Consider the following 19455-nt stretch of genomic DNA (forward strand, 5'->3'; position numbering starts at 1 on the left):
CCGGGGGGGTAATGTATTACCAGTTCCGATCGGGTGATTACACAGAAACCAAACAGATGATTTTGATCAGATAAGATTAATAGATACATGGGACGAAAGGCGGGGTTCGAGAGGGCTCCGCTTTTTTTATTGGGTGGATTTGATTTTTATCTCCAATATTCGAGTCTAAATTCATTTTTTCACAAAGTAGTTTTACCAGATTGTCTCGGTCCTGTAACTACCACTACAGGAAATAGCCGGCTAAGGTGCTTCAGCTCTATTGGTACTGTTCTTTTTATAAATCCAAAACTTATACTTGGACAGATTTGAAGTGGAGATTCAAAATTGTCTAAATGTAATTTACGTCGATAATGGGTAAGAATCAGTTGTGATTTTTGCACGATTTTCACTCTTTTTCAACAGCATATGCTTAAGAGAAAGCGTTAAAATTTTCGAAGCCTTGGATTATTGAACGAAATCCCATTGTCAAATGGGATCAAATAGCATGATTGAATATCGTCTGAACTTCAGAATCAAGTCAGACCAAGGGTTTCAAATGCACGCTTGATGAAGCTTGCCCACCTATGGTGGGGAACCGAGGATATTTTTCCGAGGGTGGGGTGGCACTTTTGGTGAAATAACCTCGACTTGTATGTCGGGGGTGGCATGACATTTTAGATATGGTTTTTGCTTGGAAAGCTAAAAATGCTCCCGATAGCTATCGCATTAGGAAGAATTAAGATTTAACAAATATAACTTTTTGCAATCTGAGGTTTGATTCGATGGGTTTCACTTAGACCTGAAATTATTACTATACTCTTATGAGGGAGAGTCGATGAAAAATTACGGGGGTGACTAAACGAAATCCCGCGATAAGCGGGATCAAAGATGGTCAATCCATCTTTGGTGAAGGAACCGAACCCTCTGTGGTGAGGCTTGTTTGAATTCAAATGGCGAGTAAGCGATTAATTTTTATTGAATTTTGCTTCCTTTGTTTCAAGACAAAGGAAGAAGAAAATTACGGGCTATCTCCATTTTTCTGGCACACTGGCAATGCGTCCTCACAACATCTAAGTACCGTATATACTACGTCCCGCCTATCGATCAAGACCGGCTCTTTGAAGTAGATGAAATACCGTATGATGGTTCCGGTTCAACTCCTTCAGAGTTGTTTCTATGGTCCTTATGGCTCCGGGTTTGCACCCAGAGTTATTCAGGTTCAACCCCTGTCGGGGTTATTTTATTGAAAGCGTGGCAGACCTCTTGGAGAACCAACTTGAACTAAAAGCGCAAGGTCCCGTCCGGAAGACCTCGATTGAATCTTATCAATTTTAGATATACAGCAGTCCAAATATGCATTATATGCAATTAAATATTATACCCACTTGCTGCGGGCAGGCTTGTTAATATTTACCTCGTCCGTGGTTGGGGCTTTAGTTTCGTTTTCCGCGCCTGTACAGGCGATAAATGTGATGACGTCCTGGTATGGACCATGTGTGCGCTCCAGGGCCTGCATATATCCCGATTAACAACATCGGGAATCACTTTGCGGGTAAGTCTGGAATATAGCATGTGATCAGGGTACCTTTTCCATCAAAGAAAAAATACTACTACCTGTGTAAATAAGAAATGGCACTCGTGGTTTACAACTATTACCACTTGTAAAAAGTAAAAAAAGTTCGGGTGTCGTTACACTATGTCTAAAATGATACTTTGTGAATAGTGGTGAATTAAGGTTTTGGGTGATTTGCAATTTACTAATGAAGGCTAATAATTTTCAGATTGGAATAATAGGGTAGTCGCTAAATTTATTTCTACACAAAGTAGTTTTACCAGGTAGGTGGTCTCGCGCTTGAATTTACATTGCAGGATATAGCCGGTTTAGGCGCTTAAGGTGTATTTACAGTTCTTTTTATAAATTCAAAGCTAATAATTGGACAGATTTGAAGTTGAGATTCTAAATGGTGAAAACATAATATAATTAGTTATAGAAACAAACTACCATCCAGCCCATTACTAACAAGGTTTCCGGGTTCATTTGTGTACGTATGACTTTTAATGCACGTGAAAGGTGATTTTTCGCTGTATTGGGGGCTATATCCAGTCGATCAGCTATTTCCTGGAGGGAGAGTCCTTCCTTTTTATTTAATGTATAGACCTCTTGTTGTCGAGGAGGAAGTTCTTTTAGAATATCATTTAACTGAGACTCCATTTCTTGGGTGAAAAGTGTAGAAGTTACTCTATTTTCGGATTTTTGCATCCGTCCCCATATTTCTTCCTGATAGACTTTTTCTTTAGCAAGCTTTTTGAAATGGTCAAGTACGTGATTTTTAGACATCCGCATGATATAGGAATCGATTTCTTCGAGGTCGGCAATTTTATCCCGGTAAATCCAAATTTTGAGCATAACATCTTGTGTCAAATCGTCAGCTAAGGACCGACTCTTGACAAATTTGTAGATAAAGTGATAAATTCTCACTCTATAGTTAGCAATATTTTTTTTCATCATCAAACATTAATGGGTCCACAAAATCTAGATTTGATGGTGGTCATTCAGTGGCTGTTTGATAGATAATTAACAATCAAGTTAAAGGTAAATAAAAAATTAAAATAAAAAAAATTGAATTTGACTGGTCGGATTGATGGTCTTTGGAGTTATGCTTAATAGATTTGATGGTCGTATTGGTTGTAAATGGATAATTATTCTTAGTTGTGTATTTAAAAGTAGTAAAGTGAATAAAACAAAGCGAATAGAAGAATTAACAAAGAAATACGCCGATGATACTATGACCAGAGCAGAGTATAATGAGTATATTTTTTATCTAAAGCAGTCCAGTGCAGTTGAAGACCTGGATAAAGTGCTTACAAATTATTGGGACGGTATAGGAATCAGGGATGATAAAAAGAGGAACAGGAAAAATAAGCCTATTAGAAGTTTATTATCAATTGTTGGCATCGCAGCTTCCATAGCTATTATGATTACGGCTACTATATTAATCTTTAACAATAACAAAATTGAGGAAGTAACTACGTATGCCACTAATTATGGAGAAACTAAAGAAATTAAGTTGCCTGACGGAAGTGCTGTAACCCTCAATGCCAATTCCAAAATTCAATGGAATAATAATTGGAAGGACACGGATTTTAGAAGTGTAAATATTGAGGGGGAAGCCTTCTTCGATATCCAGCATTTGGAGGATGATATCCCCTTTCAGGTGCATTCAAAAGATGTTTTGATTGAGGTATTGGGAACTTCTTTTAATGTCAATAGTCGTAAGAATAAAACCACTGAGGTCTATTTGGAGGAGGGTAAGGTAGCCCTTCAATTGGAAGATAGTTCCAATTATTTGATTAACATGGTTCCAGGTGAGAGGGTGAAATATGATGCGGAGAATCAACGTATTGAAAAAACCGAAAATGAGACTATGACAACTTCTGCTTCCTGGAAGAATGGAGTGCTAAACTTTAAAAGTAAATCTTTTCGGGATGTTTTGCACGAACTTCGGGAGATATACGGTAAATCATTTGAATGTAATGATTTGGAATTACTAAAGAAACCTATGTATATAGGGGTGCCTTACGCTGATTGGGAAGCAGTGCGGCAAGCTTTAGAATTATCTCTGGGCGTTAAATTCGTAAAGGATGGCAAGCGATATAAAGTAGAAAGAGAATAGGTTTTTAAAAATAATAAAATTAGTAAGATGAAAAGAATTGTACTATATGGCCTTGCGGCCATAATAGCAGTGCTATTACAAATCCCGAATCAGGGATTTGCAGCAAAAAACAATCAACAAGAAATTACATTGTTGGAGGCAATCGAAGCGATTAGCAAAGATTACGAAGTGTACTTTACATTTGATATGACCCTCGTGTCTAATATTAAGGTTCATTATGAAAAGAGGAATTATAGCTCTGCAGAAGAAGCTATATCACGGATTTTGGAGGGAACGAAGTTAACCTATAAATTTTATGACCACAGGTTTGTGATCATTTATAAAAATAATGAAGAAGGCCTTGAGTCCTTAAAGAAAATGGCGAAACACCTTGACGGTTTGATTAGTGATGGGGAAAAAGCCAAGTCAAATCGCAAAGTAAGTAATAGAGTAACTCCTAAATTAACCCCTAAGTTCGAATCACAAAGACTGGAAAAATTTGCAATAAATATTAATGGAACTGTGATCAGTCCGGCAGGAGAACCACTCATTGGGGTAAATGTATTGGTCAAAGGTACCGACAAGGGTACGGCTACGGACTTTGAAGGAAATTTTACATTGGAAGATGTCGACGAACAAGCTGTGTTGGTAGTATCATATATCGGCTACCAGACCCAGGAAATACCTGTAGCAGGAAAATCTAAAATAACAATTACATTACTGGAAGATTCTCAGACATTGGATGAGGTGGTAGTAGTAGGGTATGGAAAACAAAAGAAAGTTAATCTTACAGGAGCGGTAAGTGAAGTACCATCTTCTAGATTGGAAAATAGATCTTTTAGTAATATGGACCAAACTTTGCAAGGGGTATCTCCAGGATTAAATTTCACTCCAAATTCTTCTTATGGAGGTGAACCGAATGCTAAAATGAATATAAATATTCGAGGTATAGGATCATTATCAGGCGGATCTCCTTTTGTATTAGTAGATGGATCCCCTATGGATCTTAATGCGGTAAATCCAAACGATGTTGAATCTGTTTCTATTTTAAAAGACGCTGCGTCTACGGCTATATATGGGGCCAGGGCCGCTTTCGGTGTGATTTTAATTACGACGAAAAAAGGGAAATATGATGAAAAATTAAGATTTAATTATACCAATAATTTTTCCAATGCTCAACCGATATCATTACCTGGATTTGTAAATTCTCTTAAGTTTGCTAATACTATAAATGAGGCAGCTGCAAATTCAGGTCAAAACGCCATTTTTGCAGATGCTACTATATCCAGAATAATAGAATATCAAAATGATCCTGTCAATACTCCATCAATGGATCCCAATCCAAATGATCCAAATGGGTGGGGGTATTGGAATCTTGGACATGCAAATACAGACTGGTGGGATGTTATATTTAAAGATAATGCATTTTCTCAAAAACATAACTTAGGTATAAGTGGAGGAGGAGAAAATACTAACTATTATATAGGCTTTGGATGGCTGAATGAAGCAGGAAAATTAAATTTTGCTGATGAGAAATTTGAAAGATTTAGTCTTACTTCAAATATAGAAATCAAACCTGCGGATAAAATAAAGGTAATTTTAAGAACAAAATATAATCGAAATTTTCAACGGTATTTCAAATCCCAAGATGTAACAAATAGAAATGTTATATTTTCTTTACTTGCAATACAGTGGCCAACAGATCCTGTCTATACACCAAATGGTGATTTTGCTTTAGATAAAAATCAACCTCCGGTTTTAGCTAATGGAGGTAATGATGAACAAAAGACTACTGATATTTGGTTTAATCCGGCAATAGAATATAGTATTACAGATAATTGGAATGTAAATGCTAATTTGAGTTATAATTATCTGGGTTACAGAAGGAGCGATCACAGAGCAATAATTTCTGGACTAGCCCCGGATGGTATTACAAAAGTGCCTCATTATAGCCAAAACTGGAATAGAATGAGCCATGAAATGGTATATAACGAGTACTTTACAACCAATATATTTTCAGATTATGCAATCAAGTTAAAAAACCATTCTATTAGTTTAATGGTTGGTGGACAAGCTGAGTTTTCGAACAATATGTTGTTGAATGGATGGAGAAGAGATTTGGTTACGGATTTAGTTCCTGCTATTAGTACTGCAATTGGAGATAAAGACGTGGATGAAACTATGTCTCATTGGTCAACACTAGGAACTTTTGCACGATTATCTTATAATTTCAATGAAAAATATTTATTAGAACTTAATGGCCGATATGATGGTTCTTCTAGATTTCAGAGCGGTAGAAGATGGGGGTTTTTCCCGTCGGTAGCAATAGGTTACAATATTTGGAAAGAGAATTTTTGGGAGTCAATTAGCCACATACTTAATACTTTTAAACTTAGATTATCATATGGCTCTTTGGGAAATCAAAATGTTGCTAATTATTTACACGAAGAAACAATACCCATAAATACTAATTTACCATGGATAATGGACGGAATGAGACCAATTTATGCTTCAGTTCCTGCAAATAGAAGTATTGGCCTGACATGGGAAACATCAAATACAATAAACTTTGGAGTCGATGGAGAGGCATTAAATAATAGATTAAGTTTTACTGTAGATGTATATAATCGAACTACAGAAAATATGTTTGGCCCAGGTGAATCTCTTCCAGCTATTTATGGTGCTGCAGTCCCTTTAAAGAATAATGCAACACTTGAAACAAAAGGATATGAAATCTCAATTAATTGGAAGCAATTTATTAATCAGGATTTGGAATTTGATATTGGATTTGCACTTGCAGATAATCAATCTGTTGTTAAAGAATATAATAATCCTACATATTATATAAGGAATTTTTATAATGGGCAAAAAGTTGGTGATATATGGGGTTTTGAGACGGCGGGCCTTTTTAATTCTGATGCGGAAGCTGAAAATTGGATAGATCAATCAGAATTATATACTAGATGGGGTGCAGGGGACGTGAAATATGTGGATGTCGATGGCGATGGAAAGCTTACAAGGGGTAATGAAACTCTTGAAAATTCAGGTGATTTGAAAATCATTGGGAATTCTCAACCTCGATATCAATATGGAATAAATGCTAATATTACTTTTAAATCATTCGGATTAAGTATGTTTTGGCAAGGAGTAGGTAAAAGAGAAGTGTGGCTTGAAAATCAAACCTTTTTTGGCTTTAGGCAGTCTTGGACAGCAACTACAGTACACCCGCATAGTCTTAATTACTGGAGTGATGATAATAAAGAAGCATATTTTGCAAGGCCATATTTGACAATTGAAAACTTAAAAAACCAACAGATTCAAACACGATACCTTCAAAATGCATCATACCTTAGATTAAAAAATCTACAATTTAGATATTCAATACCTTCTGAAATTTCAAAAAGATTGGGAATCTCTAATTTTAGCATTTATCTAAGTGGTGATAATATTTTTACTTTTACTGACATGATAGGAGAATTTGACCCTGAGACCAATCTTCGATCATCAAGTGGCACTATGTTATATCCTTTATCAAGGGTGATTTCTGCTGGGTTAAATATTAATTTTTAAAAAGTATTTTATATGAAAAAGATAGCTTATCTACTAATAGCTTTTAGTTGCATGTTTTCTTGTACTGATGAATTTTTAGAAAAAAAACCACTTGACTCTATTTCGAGTAGCAATTTTTGGCAAACTCCAACAGATTTGGAACTATATGTAAATCAGTTTTACACACTTTTTCCTAACGAAACTCGGAATGATAGAGAATTATTAGATGGTAATAGTGATAACTTAGTATTAGATGGATTTAATCCTATATTGGCTGGCACAAGAGTTGTTCCTAGTTCTGGAGGTAGTTGGTCTTCTTATTATTCAACAATTAGAAATTTAAATTATTTCTTTGAAAATTATCGGTTAGTACCGGAACCATTTGAAGCTATTAAGCAATTTGTAGGGGAGGCTTCTTTCTTTAGAGCTTATGTTTATTTTAATTTGGTACGTGATTATGGAAATGTACCTTGGGTCAATAAGGTCTTACAAGATGATTCGGAGGATCTTTTTATTAAAAGAAATTCAAGGAATGTTGTAGTTGATTCGATTATATCAGATCTGGACAGAGCTATTTCTTACTTGGGTGAGAAAGATGCTGTTTCATCTTCAAGACTAAATAAACAAATTGCTTTATTATTTAAATCTAGAGTTTGTCTTTTTGAGGGGACTTGGGAAAAGTATCATAGCAATACTGAGTTTGGAGTAAGTGGAGGCGATGGATTAAAATATTTAGAATTGGCCCGCGATGCATCAAAGCAAATTATTGAAAATGAATTATATGAAATATATACATCAGGAAATCCTGAATTAGATTATTATAGGTTTTTTGGACAAGATGATTATGGTAATAATCCGGAAGTAATGTTGTGGAAGAAATGGGATGAAAGTTTAGGTCTTGTTAGGTGGTCTCCGAGTATTTGGGGCAATGGAATGGGAATTACAAAAGGTTTGATAGATGCATATCTTTGTAAAGATGGAAAGCCTATAGGGGTAAGTGAACTTTATGTGAATGATGAAAACCTTTTAAATGCAATTAAAAATAGAGATCCTAGATTAGCTCAAACTATTTGGATTCCTGGAGATCCAATTAATATTATTGGAGACGGGGATACTACCCATTTTGAAAAAGCTGACATTAATCAAACTGGATCATATTTATGTGTTACAGGATATCAATTAAAAAAGTATTCAAATGCCTGGGGAGAAAATTTAAGACAAAATTACTACCAATCGGAAATTGGTTCAGTAATATTTAGATTTGCAGAAGTTTTATTAAACTATGCTGAAGCAAGAGCGGAACTAGGAGAAATTACTCAAGATGATATTGATATTACCATCAATAAAATAAGACAAAGAGTTGGAATGCCTAAATTGATCTTAGATAATATTTTAGAAGACCCTAATTGGGAATTTTCTTCAATTTCTCCAGTTTTGAATGAAATAAGGAGAGAGAGACGTGTTGAGTTAGCATTTGAAGGGCTGAGGTTACATGATATTTTAAGGTGGAGAGCACATAGGTTAATAAAGGAAAAGAGACCATTAGGTGCTAAATTCGTTCAGGAGGAATATCCAGAGATGGAGGTTGGCAAAAATATATATGTTAACGATAATGGATATATTGATCCATATCAGGTTTCCCTTCCAGAAGGCTATTTGTTTAATGAGGAAAGAGACTATCTTTTTCCGGTTCCAAACATAGAACTTACTCTAAATGAGAATTATACCCAAAATCCTGGATGGTAATATTTTATTTGGAATATTAAGAAGATAAACGATGATAAATTACAAGTTGGCTTGGTCTGTTTTTATAATATTTCCTACTATGCTTTTTTTTACTAAATGTAAAAATAATGAACCTACAGATGTTAATTGGCCAAGATATTTGGGAGATTCAGAAATGAGTCATTTCTCTACCATTTCTCAAATAACTAAAAAAAATATAGATGAACTTGAAGTAGCATGGAAATATAATACTTCTGATTCAGGTGATTTTCAGTGTAATCCTTTAATAATTGATGGTATATTGTATGGAATATCTGCAGCTAGTAATGTTTTTGCTTTAAATGCAGTTAGTGGTGAAGAAATTTGGCGATTTACACCGAGTAAAACAAAATATTATTTGAAAAATAGAGGGGTTTCTTTTTGGGAAAATAGAGAGGAAAAAAGAGTTTTTTGTTCATATGATGAATGGTTATATGCACTTGATGCAAATACTGGTGAGCCAATTCAGTCATTTGGGATTAATGGAAGAGTAACACTAAGATCTGGATTAGGATCAAATGCAGATGGCAAATACTTAATGTCCAGAACACCAGGTACTGTTTTTGAGAATTTGATTATAATGCCTACAGTTATGATGGAAGGACCAGGGGCAGCTCCTGGTTTTTTACAAGCGTTTAATGTCAGGACAGGAGAATTGGAATGGGTTTTTAATACCATTCCGTTGCCAGGTGAATATGGATTTGACACATGGCCAGAGGATGTTCATGAGAAGGGGATTGTAGGGGGAGCAAATAACTGGACAGGTATTTCATTAGATGAAAAAAGAGGAATTATCTTTGTTCCAACTGGATCTGCTGGACCAGATTTTTTTGGGGGAAGTCGAAAGGGAAAGAACCTTTTTGCGAATACCTTATTGGCTATCGATGCCAGTTCAGGAAAAAGATTATGGCATTACAAGATTGTAAGTCATGATATATGGGATCGTGACCTGCCTGCACCAACTAACTTGACCACAATTAAAAAGGGTGGTAAGCTGATTGATGTGGCTGCACAAATAACGAAAACTGGTCATGTATTTGTATTTGATAGAGAAACTGGAGAACCTATTTATCCTATTGAAGAAATCGCCGTGCCACCCTCACCTCTAAAGGAAGAGGCGGCTTGGCCTACTCAAATTTTCCCTAAGGTTCCATTGCCATTCACAAGACAAGAATTAATTGAAAGTGATTTAAATATTTTTTCTCCAGACTATGATTCATTATTAACAGTATTTAATAGTTCTAAAAAAGGTATATATCATCCATTTAGCGATAAACCGACCTTAATTAACCCAGGGTTGAATGGTGGTGGCGAGTGGGGAGGAGCTGCTGTTGATAAAGAAGGAGTACTATATGTTAATGCTAATGAGGTTCCTTGGATAGTAAAGTTAAAACAAAACGAAGTTGATTCTAATAAAAATTTTGGAGAATTAGTTTATATGAATTCCTGCAGTACATGTCACGGAGTTGAACGTAAAGGAAATTCATCTAGTGGCTTCCCATCATTAATTTCTTTAAAAGATCGATTTGGTAAAAAAGAACTTTATGATATTATCGATAAAGGTAAGGGAATGATGCCTGGGTTTCCTCAGTTTTCATTTGATGAAAAAAATGCATTAGTAAATTTTCTATTTAATGAATCAGATAATAAGTTAAATGATATCAAAAGTAGAAAAAATGATTTTGATATCGCTGAGCCATGGGGTTTAGAGGGCTATAGTAAGTTTTTAGATAGTGAAGGTAATTCTGGTTTAAAACCACCTTGGGGAACTCTTACCGCTATAGACCTTAATACAGGAAAACATAAATGGCAAGTTCCATTAGGAGAAAATCAAAAATATAAACAAAAATATGGTGTTTCTTCTGGCTCAGAAAATTATGGTGGACCAATTGTAACTGCCAGTGGTATAGTTTTCATTGCTGCTGCTAGTGATAGTAAGATTCGAGCATTTGATAAGGAAACAGGAGATTTACTATGGGAGGATGCTTTACCTGCCTCAGGATTTGCTACTCCTTCAACATATATGGTTGATGGCATACAGTATGTTGTAATTGCTTGTGGAGGAACAAAATTAGGGCTTTCCAAGGGTGACTTTTTAATTGCTTATAAACTTTCAAAATTATGATAAACAGTTTATTGAGATATATTTTTGTGGGATTATTAATACTACTTTCTCAATTTTTATTTTGCCAAGATAGAGACTGGATTACTTTTTTCCCATCTTCAGAATTAAATAATGGGAAACGAATTGTATTAATATCAGGAGATGAGTCTTATCGTTCAGAAGAATCACTACCTATGTTAGCAAAGATATTAACTTATCATCATGGTTTCCATACTACGGTATTGTTTTCAATTAATCCTAATACAGGGTTTATTGATCCGAATTATCATCATAATATTCCTGGTATTTACCTTCTTGATTCAGCTGATTTATTGATTCTATCAACAAGGTTTCGTGAGCTACCTAATGAACAAATGAAATTTTTAGATAGGTATTTAAATTTAGGAAAACCAATTATTGGATTAAGAACTGCAACACATGCTTTTAGATTCCGTGAAGGAAGTGATAGTAAATATCTAAAATATGATTATAGAGGAAAAGGACAATGGAACGGAGGATTCGGTAAGAAAATTTTGGGCGAAACTTGGGTTAGTCATCATGGCTTGGAGAAAGAGGGTACTGTAAGTCTTTTGGATGGTTTTTCTGAAATGGAAAAACATCCAATACTAAAAGGGGTAGGGATGATTTATTGTCCATCTGGAGTATACAGTTCTAGAAGGCTTGATAGTAGCACAAAGGTTTTACTTTGGGGGGCTGCTACAAATTCTTTGTATAATGATAGCATCCCCGTGTTTACTAAGTCTATTATGCCTATTGCATGGGTAAGAACCTACAAAATCCAGGAAAATATAAGGGGGAAGGTATTTACTACGACCTTAGGTGCATCGGTTGACTTTTTGGATAAAGACTTGCGAAAATTGGTAATAAATGCGGTTTACTGGACATTAGGATTTGAGGATAAAATACCAAAGGAAGGTTGTAAAGTTCCACTTGTAGATGAATTTGTACCGACTATGTACGGATTTGATGGGTTTAGTAAAAACTTAAAACCCTATCATTTTAAGAAAAAAAAATAAAATATATTGATTTCGACTGGTCTGTATTTACTAGTTTTTAGTTATGCTTTATAGAGTAAAAGGGTATGAGATATAATGTGAAATATAATATATTTTGCATTAATATTTTGATCTATTATCATTCTTGGATTAATGAAAAACTTATTTCTATGTATTCGAAAGAACTTCAAACGAAAGGTATGAATCCATTTAGGAAACTAATATTTGAATGTTTGGCTGTAATGTCCATTTTAGTGCAATTGCCAATTTTGAGTTTTGGGGTAGATAAAATTCCACAAGAGACTACACTTTTAAATGCAATCGAAGCGATTAGCAAAGATTACGAAGTGTACTTTACATTTGATATGACCCTCGTGTCTAATATTAAGGTTCATTATGAAAAGAGGAATTATAGCTCTGCAGAAGAAGCTATATCACGGATTTTGGAGGGAACGAAGTTAACCTATAAATTTTATGACCACAGGTTTGTGATCATTTATAAAAATAATGAAGAAGGCCTTGAGTCCTTAAAGAAAATGGCGAAACACCTTGACGGTTTGATTAGTGATGGGGAAAAAGCCAAGTCAAATCGCAAAGTAAGTAATAGAGTAACTCCTAAATTAACCCCTAAGTTCGAATCACAAAGACTGGAAAAATTTGCAATAAATATTAATGGAACTGTGATCAGTCCGGCAGGAGAACCACTCATTGGGGTAAATGTATTGGTCAAAGGTACCGACAAGGGTACGGCTACGGACTTTGAAGGAAATTTTACATTGGAAGATGTCGACGAACAAGCTGTGTTGGTAGTATCATATATCGGCTACCAGACCCAGGAAATACCTGTAGCAGGAAAATCTAAAATAACAATTACATTACTGGAAGATTCTCAGACATTGGATGAGGTGGTAGTAGTAGGATTTGGTACTCAGAAGAAAGTAAACCTGACAGGGGCTGTTTCCACGGTGGGGAGTAAGGATCTTGAAAGCAGGACCGTTACTAAATCTTCATTGGCTCTCCAGGGACAAATGAGTGGAATTTCCGTTAGGCAACCGTCGGGAAATCCTAGGAGTAACGATGCTTCATTAACTGTTCGGGGCCAGGGTACATTTAGTGGTGCGGGTAGCAATCCATTGGTATTAGTGGATGGAATTGAATCTTCCATCAATAATGTAGATCCCAGTGATATAGAAAGTATCTCAGTCCTTAAAGATGCTGCCTCTGCCGCTATATTCGGTTCAAAAGCCGCAAATGGTGTTATTTTGATCGAGACGAAAAGTGGTGTCACAGGGAAGCCCCAATTTAGTTATAATTCATATATAGGTCAACAGAGTCCTACAATGGTGCCTGAAATGGTTAATTCATGGGAATATGCAATAGCCGCTAACGAGGCTTCTCCCGGAAGGTTTTCCGAGGAAGAGATCCAAAAATTTAGATCAGGTTCCGATCCATTAAATTACCCGAATTTTGATCATATAGATTATTTATTTGGTTCGGGTTCTGGTTTTGAAACAAAGCATGATATGAGTGTGAGGGGTGGTACGGAGATAATGAGATATATGGTTTCTGCAGGCTACTATGATCAACAAGGAATTATAAAGAAAAATAATGCTGATCGGTATAATTTGCGAATTAACCTGGATTCAGAATTACAAGATAATCTTTTATTCAGTGTTAAAATTGCTGGAAACAGAGATAATGGGTCTGAACCAAGTTACGGATATGGACCTGGCGTTAGTGGCATCATTAATGGTGCTATGCGGAATTCTAATGCAATTTTAGGTGTAATGCCTGATGGTTATTATGGAAGAAATGAAACCCTTCACCCGGAAGCCGATCTGAATAGTAAATCATTTTTGGAGACTATTGACACTGATTTATATGGTAATTCTTCAATGACGTGGAAAATTATTCCAGGTCTTGAAATTATGGGTCAGGTAGGGTATACCTATTCAAACAATCAATATAAAGCCTTTCAGGCAAATTATCCCATTACACCAAATTACGGTATAGCGAGAAATAGTTTAACTACGACATGGTCTAGCAACAGTTTGCTTACGTTGCAATCAATTTTGCGTTATAATAAAGATTTTAAGAACCATTCAATAAAATTGCTTGGAGGCTATTCCAGTCAGGTATATAATTTCAATAATGTTAGTGCTTACCGTGATGACTTTCCAAACAATGAAATTTATGAAATTGATGCTGGAGCCACTGCGAGAGGAACGCAGGGTGGAACCGCAAGTAGGAATAAATTGGCGTCTTTATTTGGAAGGCTTAATTATGATTTTCTAGATAAGTATTTATTTGAATTAAACTTTAGGTACGATGGGTCTTCAAGGTTTCCTTCCGAAAATCGATGGGGATTATTCCCATCTGCATCTGTTGGATGGAGAATTTCCGAAGAAAACTTTATTAAAGAATCACTGCCATGGATTTATAATTTAAAAGTAAGAGCCTCTTGGGGAGAGCTGGGTAACCAATCAATAGGTAATTATCCATATCAGGATTTAATTTCTTTGGGCCAAAATTATCCTTTTGGAAGCGAATTAAGTGCCGGTGCTGCAGTTAATACAATTGCAAATAAAGAAATCACATGGGAAACTACTCAGATTACTGATATAGGTTTGGATATGGGGGTGATGAATGGTCGGTTAAATTTTTCAATTGATTACTTTGTTAAGAGGACAACGGATATATTATACAATGTTTCAGTATCTAATTTACTTGGTGCTACTCCATCTGCCACAAATGCGGGAACTGTCAGTAATAAAGGATGGGATTTTGATATTGGATTTAATGATGTAAAAGGCGACTTTTCTTATGGTTTGAGAGCTATCTTTTCATTAGTCAATAACGAAGTTGAAAAATTAGCAAATATAGAACAGGATATAAATAGAGGGCTGTTTATTGGGTATCCAATTGGAAGTTCTTTTGGTTATACAAGCGACGGCTTATTTGCCAATGATGAAGAAGTAGCTAATTATGCGACTCAACCATTTTCATTTTTGGCAGAAGCAGGGGGAATAAAATATGTTGATATCAGTGGACCAAATGGAGTACCTGATGGGGTAGTAAATTCAACTTATGACAGGACCATCATTGGGCAACCATTGCCTACCTCCACTTACGCTCTGACATTGAATGCAGGGTATAAGAATTTTGACCTTAACATTTTGTTACAAGGAGAAGGGGGTAGGAAGGATATGATCAATTTAGGACAGTTCTTTTTTCCGCTTGAGAACAACGGAAATGTTCAGAGGGAGGCTTTCGAAAACAGGTGGACATTCGATAACCCGGATGTGGGTGCATCATACCCTCGGATGAAGAATTTAAATTCTGGATTTTATCGTTCTAACCCTGTGGATTATTGGTACCGCGACGCCACTTTTATAAGATTAAAAAATGTGCAACTAGGTTATAGCCTGCCTGGTGATATTTTACAAAATACCTTTTTGAATAAAGTAAGGTTCTATGTTACAGCTGAGAATTTATTTACGTTGACTGAGTACTATGAAGGATGGGACCCCGAAATGCAAACCAGTGGTAGTTTCTACCCACTAACGAAGTTGTTTGTCGGAGGAGTTAACATTAATTTTTAATCTGAAACAAAATTGAAATGAAAACTTTAAATTTTAAATACATTTTGTGCTTTTTCTCGCTCTTGATAATGTTTCCAAGCTGCAATAATGAATGGCTGGATGAACAACCTTTGGCACAATTGTCAGAGGGTTCATTTTGGAACTCTGAGAATGATGCCATGTTGGCATTGACGGGTATTTACAGGGGTAGTAATCCCGGTTCAAATCAATATACTAATGAATTATTGTGTATGGCTAGTATGACTGATGATTCGGGATATAAATTTGGTGATATCGGAGTAATATATGCAGGATATTTTACGGAGGGTGATGGACAGGTCGTACAGGCCATTTGGGACCGTGCTTATCGGACAATTTTTAAAGCGAATTATTTTCTTCAAAATATTGACAGGGTTGAAATGGATGCAGATAAAAAAGCGGAGTTTATAGCAGAAGCTCGTTTTCTCAGAGCGTATGAATATTTTTACATGTCGGTTTTATATGGTGGCGTACCATTGATTACAGAAACACTTACGATTGAACAAGCAAATAGTCAGAATCGAAATTCCCTCGATGAAATTGTTTCATTTTGTCTTTCAGAACTAGATGCCTCGGCTACCGATTTGCCATCCACAAGGCCTGATGACGAGAAAGGAAGAATCCTAAAGGCAGCTCCACTTGCTATAAAAGGTAGATTATTAATGATTCACAATAGATGGGGTGAAGCGGTTAATACATACCAGGAAATTATTGACCTTGACGCTCATATTATAGATCCACAGTATAAAGCCATTTTTGAAGAAAGAGGAGAAAATAGCAAAGAAATTATTTTATCTACAAATTGTATTGCTGGATTATACGGAAACCCTCAAAATCAACGTAATTATCATCCGGACTTTTATGGCGGGTACCAGGAGGATAATGTTTTTCAGAATCTTGTAGACGCTTTTTTAATGACAGACGGATTATCAATAGAAGAATCACCGTTATATGATTCGGACAAACCCTATGAAAACAGGGATCCAAGGCTTTATGCGAGTATTTTTCTGCCCGGATACACTATGTTTAGGGATAAATTGTATTTGGGTCATCCCGATGAAACTTCTTCCGGAATTGCCAGCCTACCCGGGGCTACAGGGTATGGATGGAAAAAATATGTGACGGAGGATTATGGGGGAGATTGGGCATCATCAGGAGATGATATAATCCATATCAGGTATGCAGAGGTTTTACTTAGCTATTTAGAAGCGAAGTTGGAAAACGGGGATGAAATAACACAAGATCTTCTCGATTTAACAATTAATCAGGTCAGGGGTAGAGAAGAAGTTAGTATGCCTGCAGTTACTGAAACAAACTCAGACGAATTACGGGAAATTGTCAGAAGAGAACGAAGAGTAGAATTTTGCCTGGAGCGTTTAATCCGTTATATGGATATCCGTAGATGGGGAATCTTTACAGAAGTTATGAATCGTCAGTTTTACGGTATGAAACTAACAGATAATCCGGAGAATTATACTGATTATCCAGTGGAAACAGCAGGTAGGTTTCGAGGACATTACAAAGTTATTGACAAGACTGGGAGTTATACTGAAAATAATGCATTACTACCCATTCCATTATACGAAATAAATATAAACCCCGATTTGCAACAAAATCCCGGATACTAAAATAATAACTGAATCGGCAGCAGGTGAGGGGTGTTGCTTTATAATCAAGACAATATTGAAAATGAAAAGACGAAGTTTTGTTTCGAAATTATTAGTTGGTGTCTCTACCACTTATATTGGATTGGATAAAACATTACCTTCTTTAGGTACCTATTGTAGTATTCAAAAGGAATTAGAGCTTGGCATAATAGGACTTTCCCCTCATAGTGCTGCTTTTTCTACAATTTTAAACGATAAAAATAAAGGAAGTGACCTCAACGGATGCAGGATCAAAGTACTTTATCATCCTAAAGGAAATCCTGATGTAGAATTTACTAATGAGCAGCTGGAAAGTTATAAGTCGGATGTTCTTTCAGCCGGGGTTGAAATAGTAAATGATATGGATACTCTGTTAAGTAGGGTGGATGGAGTTTTGATTGAGACCAATGACGGGCGTCCTCATATGGAACAGGTCATGCCGGTGTTAGAAGCTGGGAAACCGGTATTTGTAGATAAGCCTGTTGCCGAAAACCTGGCATCAGTCATCGAAATCTATGAGACTGCAGAAAAATATGGTGTTCCAATTTTTTCTTCCTCCTCACTTCGCTATGGGAGCAAGGTACAGATAATCAATCAAAATGAAAAAGAGAAAGTTCTGGGTGCAAGCACTTTCAGTCCTGCTCCCCTGGAACCATCCCATACCGATTTGTTTTGGTACGGAATACACGGGGTAGAAATGCTGTATTCAGTAATGGGTACCGGTTGTCAATGGGTTCAGCAATTGAATGAAGATGAAGGTGAAGATGTCGTGGTGGGCTATTGGAATGGAGGTCGGATCGGCACATTTCGGGGAATTCGATCCGGAAAGCGCGGATACGGAGGTAGAGTATTTGCAGTTGATTCTATAGAAGCCCTGGGTACTTTTGAAGGTTATCGTCCATTAGTAGTAAGTATTGTAGATTTTTTCAATACAAATACTGCACCTGTTGCAAAAGAAGAAACCCTGGAAATCTACGCTTTTATGGAAGCGGCTCACAGAAGTAAAAGATTGAATGGAGAAAGGGTCTCATTAAGTTTGGTAATGAAAGATATAAGAGAAAATACATCTAAATAATTAATTTAAAATAGAAGTAAAAGAATGAAGAAATTAAATGTTGGAATTGTTGGTTACGGATGGGTGGCTACTGCACATATAGCTGCTATAAATGCTACTTCGAATGCGCAGGTAACATCTATTTATTCCTCAAGGGAACATAGTGACGAAGAATTGAGTCAGAAATGGGGAACGGATATAAAATCGTATACTGATTTGGATAAAATGTTGTCTGATAAAACCATAGATGTTGTTTCTATTTGCAGTTATACCTATCAGCACAAAGAGCATACGATAGCAGCTGCCAGGGCAGGTAAGCATATCATTTTGGAGAAGCCAATGGCATTGTCTTGGGACGAGTGTAAAGAGATGGAGAGCGAAGTAAAGAAGGCTGGTGTAGGATTTTGTATGTGTTTTGAATGCAGGTGGTCAAATCAATTTTTATCTTCAAAATCAATTATTGATAAAGGGTTGATTGGTGAATTACACTATGGAGAAGTTGATTATTTACATGGAATTGGACCCTGGTACGGTCAATTCGAATGGAACGCCAAGAAAAGTGGGGGGGGGAGTTCTTTATTAACAGCAGGCTGTCATGCTTTGGATGCGCTTTTACTCTTTATGGGAAGTGATGTAGAAGAAGTAACCAGTTATGATACCAAAACAAAAAGTGAAATTTTCACTCCGTATGAATATAATACTACCAGTGTAACTATACTGAAATTTAAGAGTGGAAAAATAGGAAAATGTGCAGCGAGTGTAGATTGTCTACAACCGTATTACTTTCATACACATCTATTTGGAAGTGAAGGAAGTCTGTTAGATAATAAAATTCATTCGGAAAAGCTCAAGTCTGATAAGTCGAAATGGAGTGAGATGTCTATGAAAATGCTTGATTCGGGAGATGTGGCTGACCACCCTTATCAACTCCAATTTGAGACCTTTTTTCAATCGGTCATTGAAGGAGGAGAGATGCCTCTGACAGGGCTGAAGGAGGCCATAAAGACCCATGAAATTATATTTGCAGCAGATAGGTCTGCAGAATCGGGGCAAAGTGTAAAATTGTAACA

10 protein-coding genes are annotated in these 19455 nt (G+C 36.1%); 9 read left to right on the forward strand and 1 reads right to left on the reverse strand.

Annotated elements, in window-relative coordinates:
* Positions 1-1960: 1960 nt before the first annotated feature.
* Positions 1961-2488: an RNA polymerase sigma factor gene (locus LVD47_RS20890; RefSeq protein ID WP_236980352.1), complete on the reverse strand. Its 528-nt coding sequence runs from the start codon at positions 2486-2488 to the stop codon at positions 1961-1963.
* 223 nt (positions 2489-2711) lie between these two features.
* Between LVD47_RS20890 and LVD47_RS20895 the strand changes: the two genes are divergently transcribed.
* From LVD47_RS20895 to LVD47_RS20935, 9 genes are all read left to right on the forward strand, one after another.
* Complete coding sequence (locus tag LVD47_RS20895) at positions 2712-3653, forward strand: FecR family protein (protein ID WP_236980354.1); 942 nt, start codon at positions 2712-2714, stop codon at positions 3651-3653.
* Between the two features lie 27 nt (positions 3654-3680).
* Positions 3681-7202 carry a SusC/RagA family TonB-linked outer membrane protein gene (locus LVD47_RS20900; RefSeq protein WP_236980356.1) on the forward strand — a complete coding sequence of 1174 codons (3522 nt, stop codon included), beginning with the start codon at positions 3681-3683 and terminating at the stop codon, positions 7200-7202.
* A 12-nt stretch (positions 7203-7214) separates the two neighbouring features.
* Positions 7215-8927, forward strand: coding sequence for a RagB/SusD family nutrient uptake outer membrane protein (locus LVD47_RS20905; protein WP_236980357.1), 1713 nt, complete (start codon positions 7215-7217; stop codon positions 8925-8927).
* Between the two features lie 31 nt (positions 8928-8958).
* Positions 8959-11070, forward strand: a complete 2112-nt coding sequence (locus LVD47_RS20910) for a pyrroloquinoline quinone-dependent dehydrogenase (protein WP_236980359.1) — start codon at positions 8959-8961, stop codon at positions 11068-11070.
* The gene (locus LVD47_RS20915; RefSeq protein ID WP_236980361.1) at positions 11067-12086 is read left to right on the forward strand and encodes a ThuA domain-containing protein; all 1020 of its coding nucleotides are present in this window, start codon (positions 11067-11069) and stop codon (positions 12084-12086) included. Before LVD47_RS20910 ends, LVD47_RS20915 begins: the two co-directional genes overlap by 4 nt.
* A 149-nt stretch (positions 12087-12235) precedes the next feature.
* Positions 12236-15667 (forward strand): SusC/RagA family TonB-linked outer membrane protein, encoded by a 3432-nt coding sequence (locus LVD47_RS20920; RefSeq protein ID WP_236980363.1) that lies wholly within the window; start codon positions 12236-12238, stop codon positions 15665-15667.
* Between the two features lie 17 nt (positions 15668-15684).
* On the forward strand, positions 15685-17313 hold the full coding sequence (locus tag LVD47_RS20925; RefSeq protein WP_236980365.1) for a RagB/SusD family nutrient uptake outer membrane protein: 1629 nt from the start codon (positions 15685-15687) through the stop codon (positions 17311-17313).
* Between the two features lie 61 nt (positions 17314-17374).
* A complete protein-coding gene (locus LVD47_RS20930) occupies positions 17375-18406 on the forward strand; it encodes a Gfo/Idh/MocA family protein (RefSeq protein WP_236980367.1) in 1032 nt (343 codons plus the stop codon).
* Between the two features lie 24 nt (positions 18407-18430).
* Positions 18431-19453: a Gfo/Idh/MocA family protein gene (locus LVD47_RS20935; RefSeq protein ID WP_236980369.1), complete on the forward strand. Its 1023-nt coding sequence runs from the start codon at positions 18431-18433 to the stop codon at positions 19451-19453.
* Positions 19454-19455 lie beyond the last annotated feature (2 nt).

This window comes from Membranihabitans maritimus (assembly GCF_021729145.1).
GTDB lineage: Bacteria > Bacteroidota > Bacteroidia > Chitinophagales > Saprospiraceae > Membranihabitans > Membranihabitans maritimus.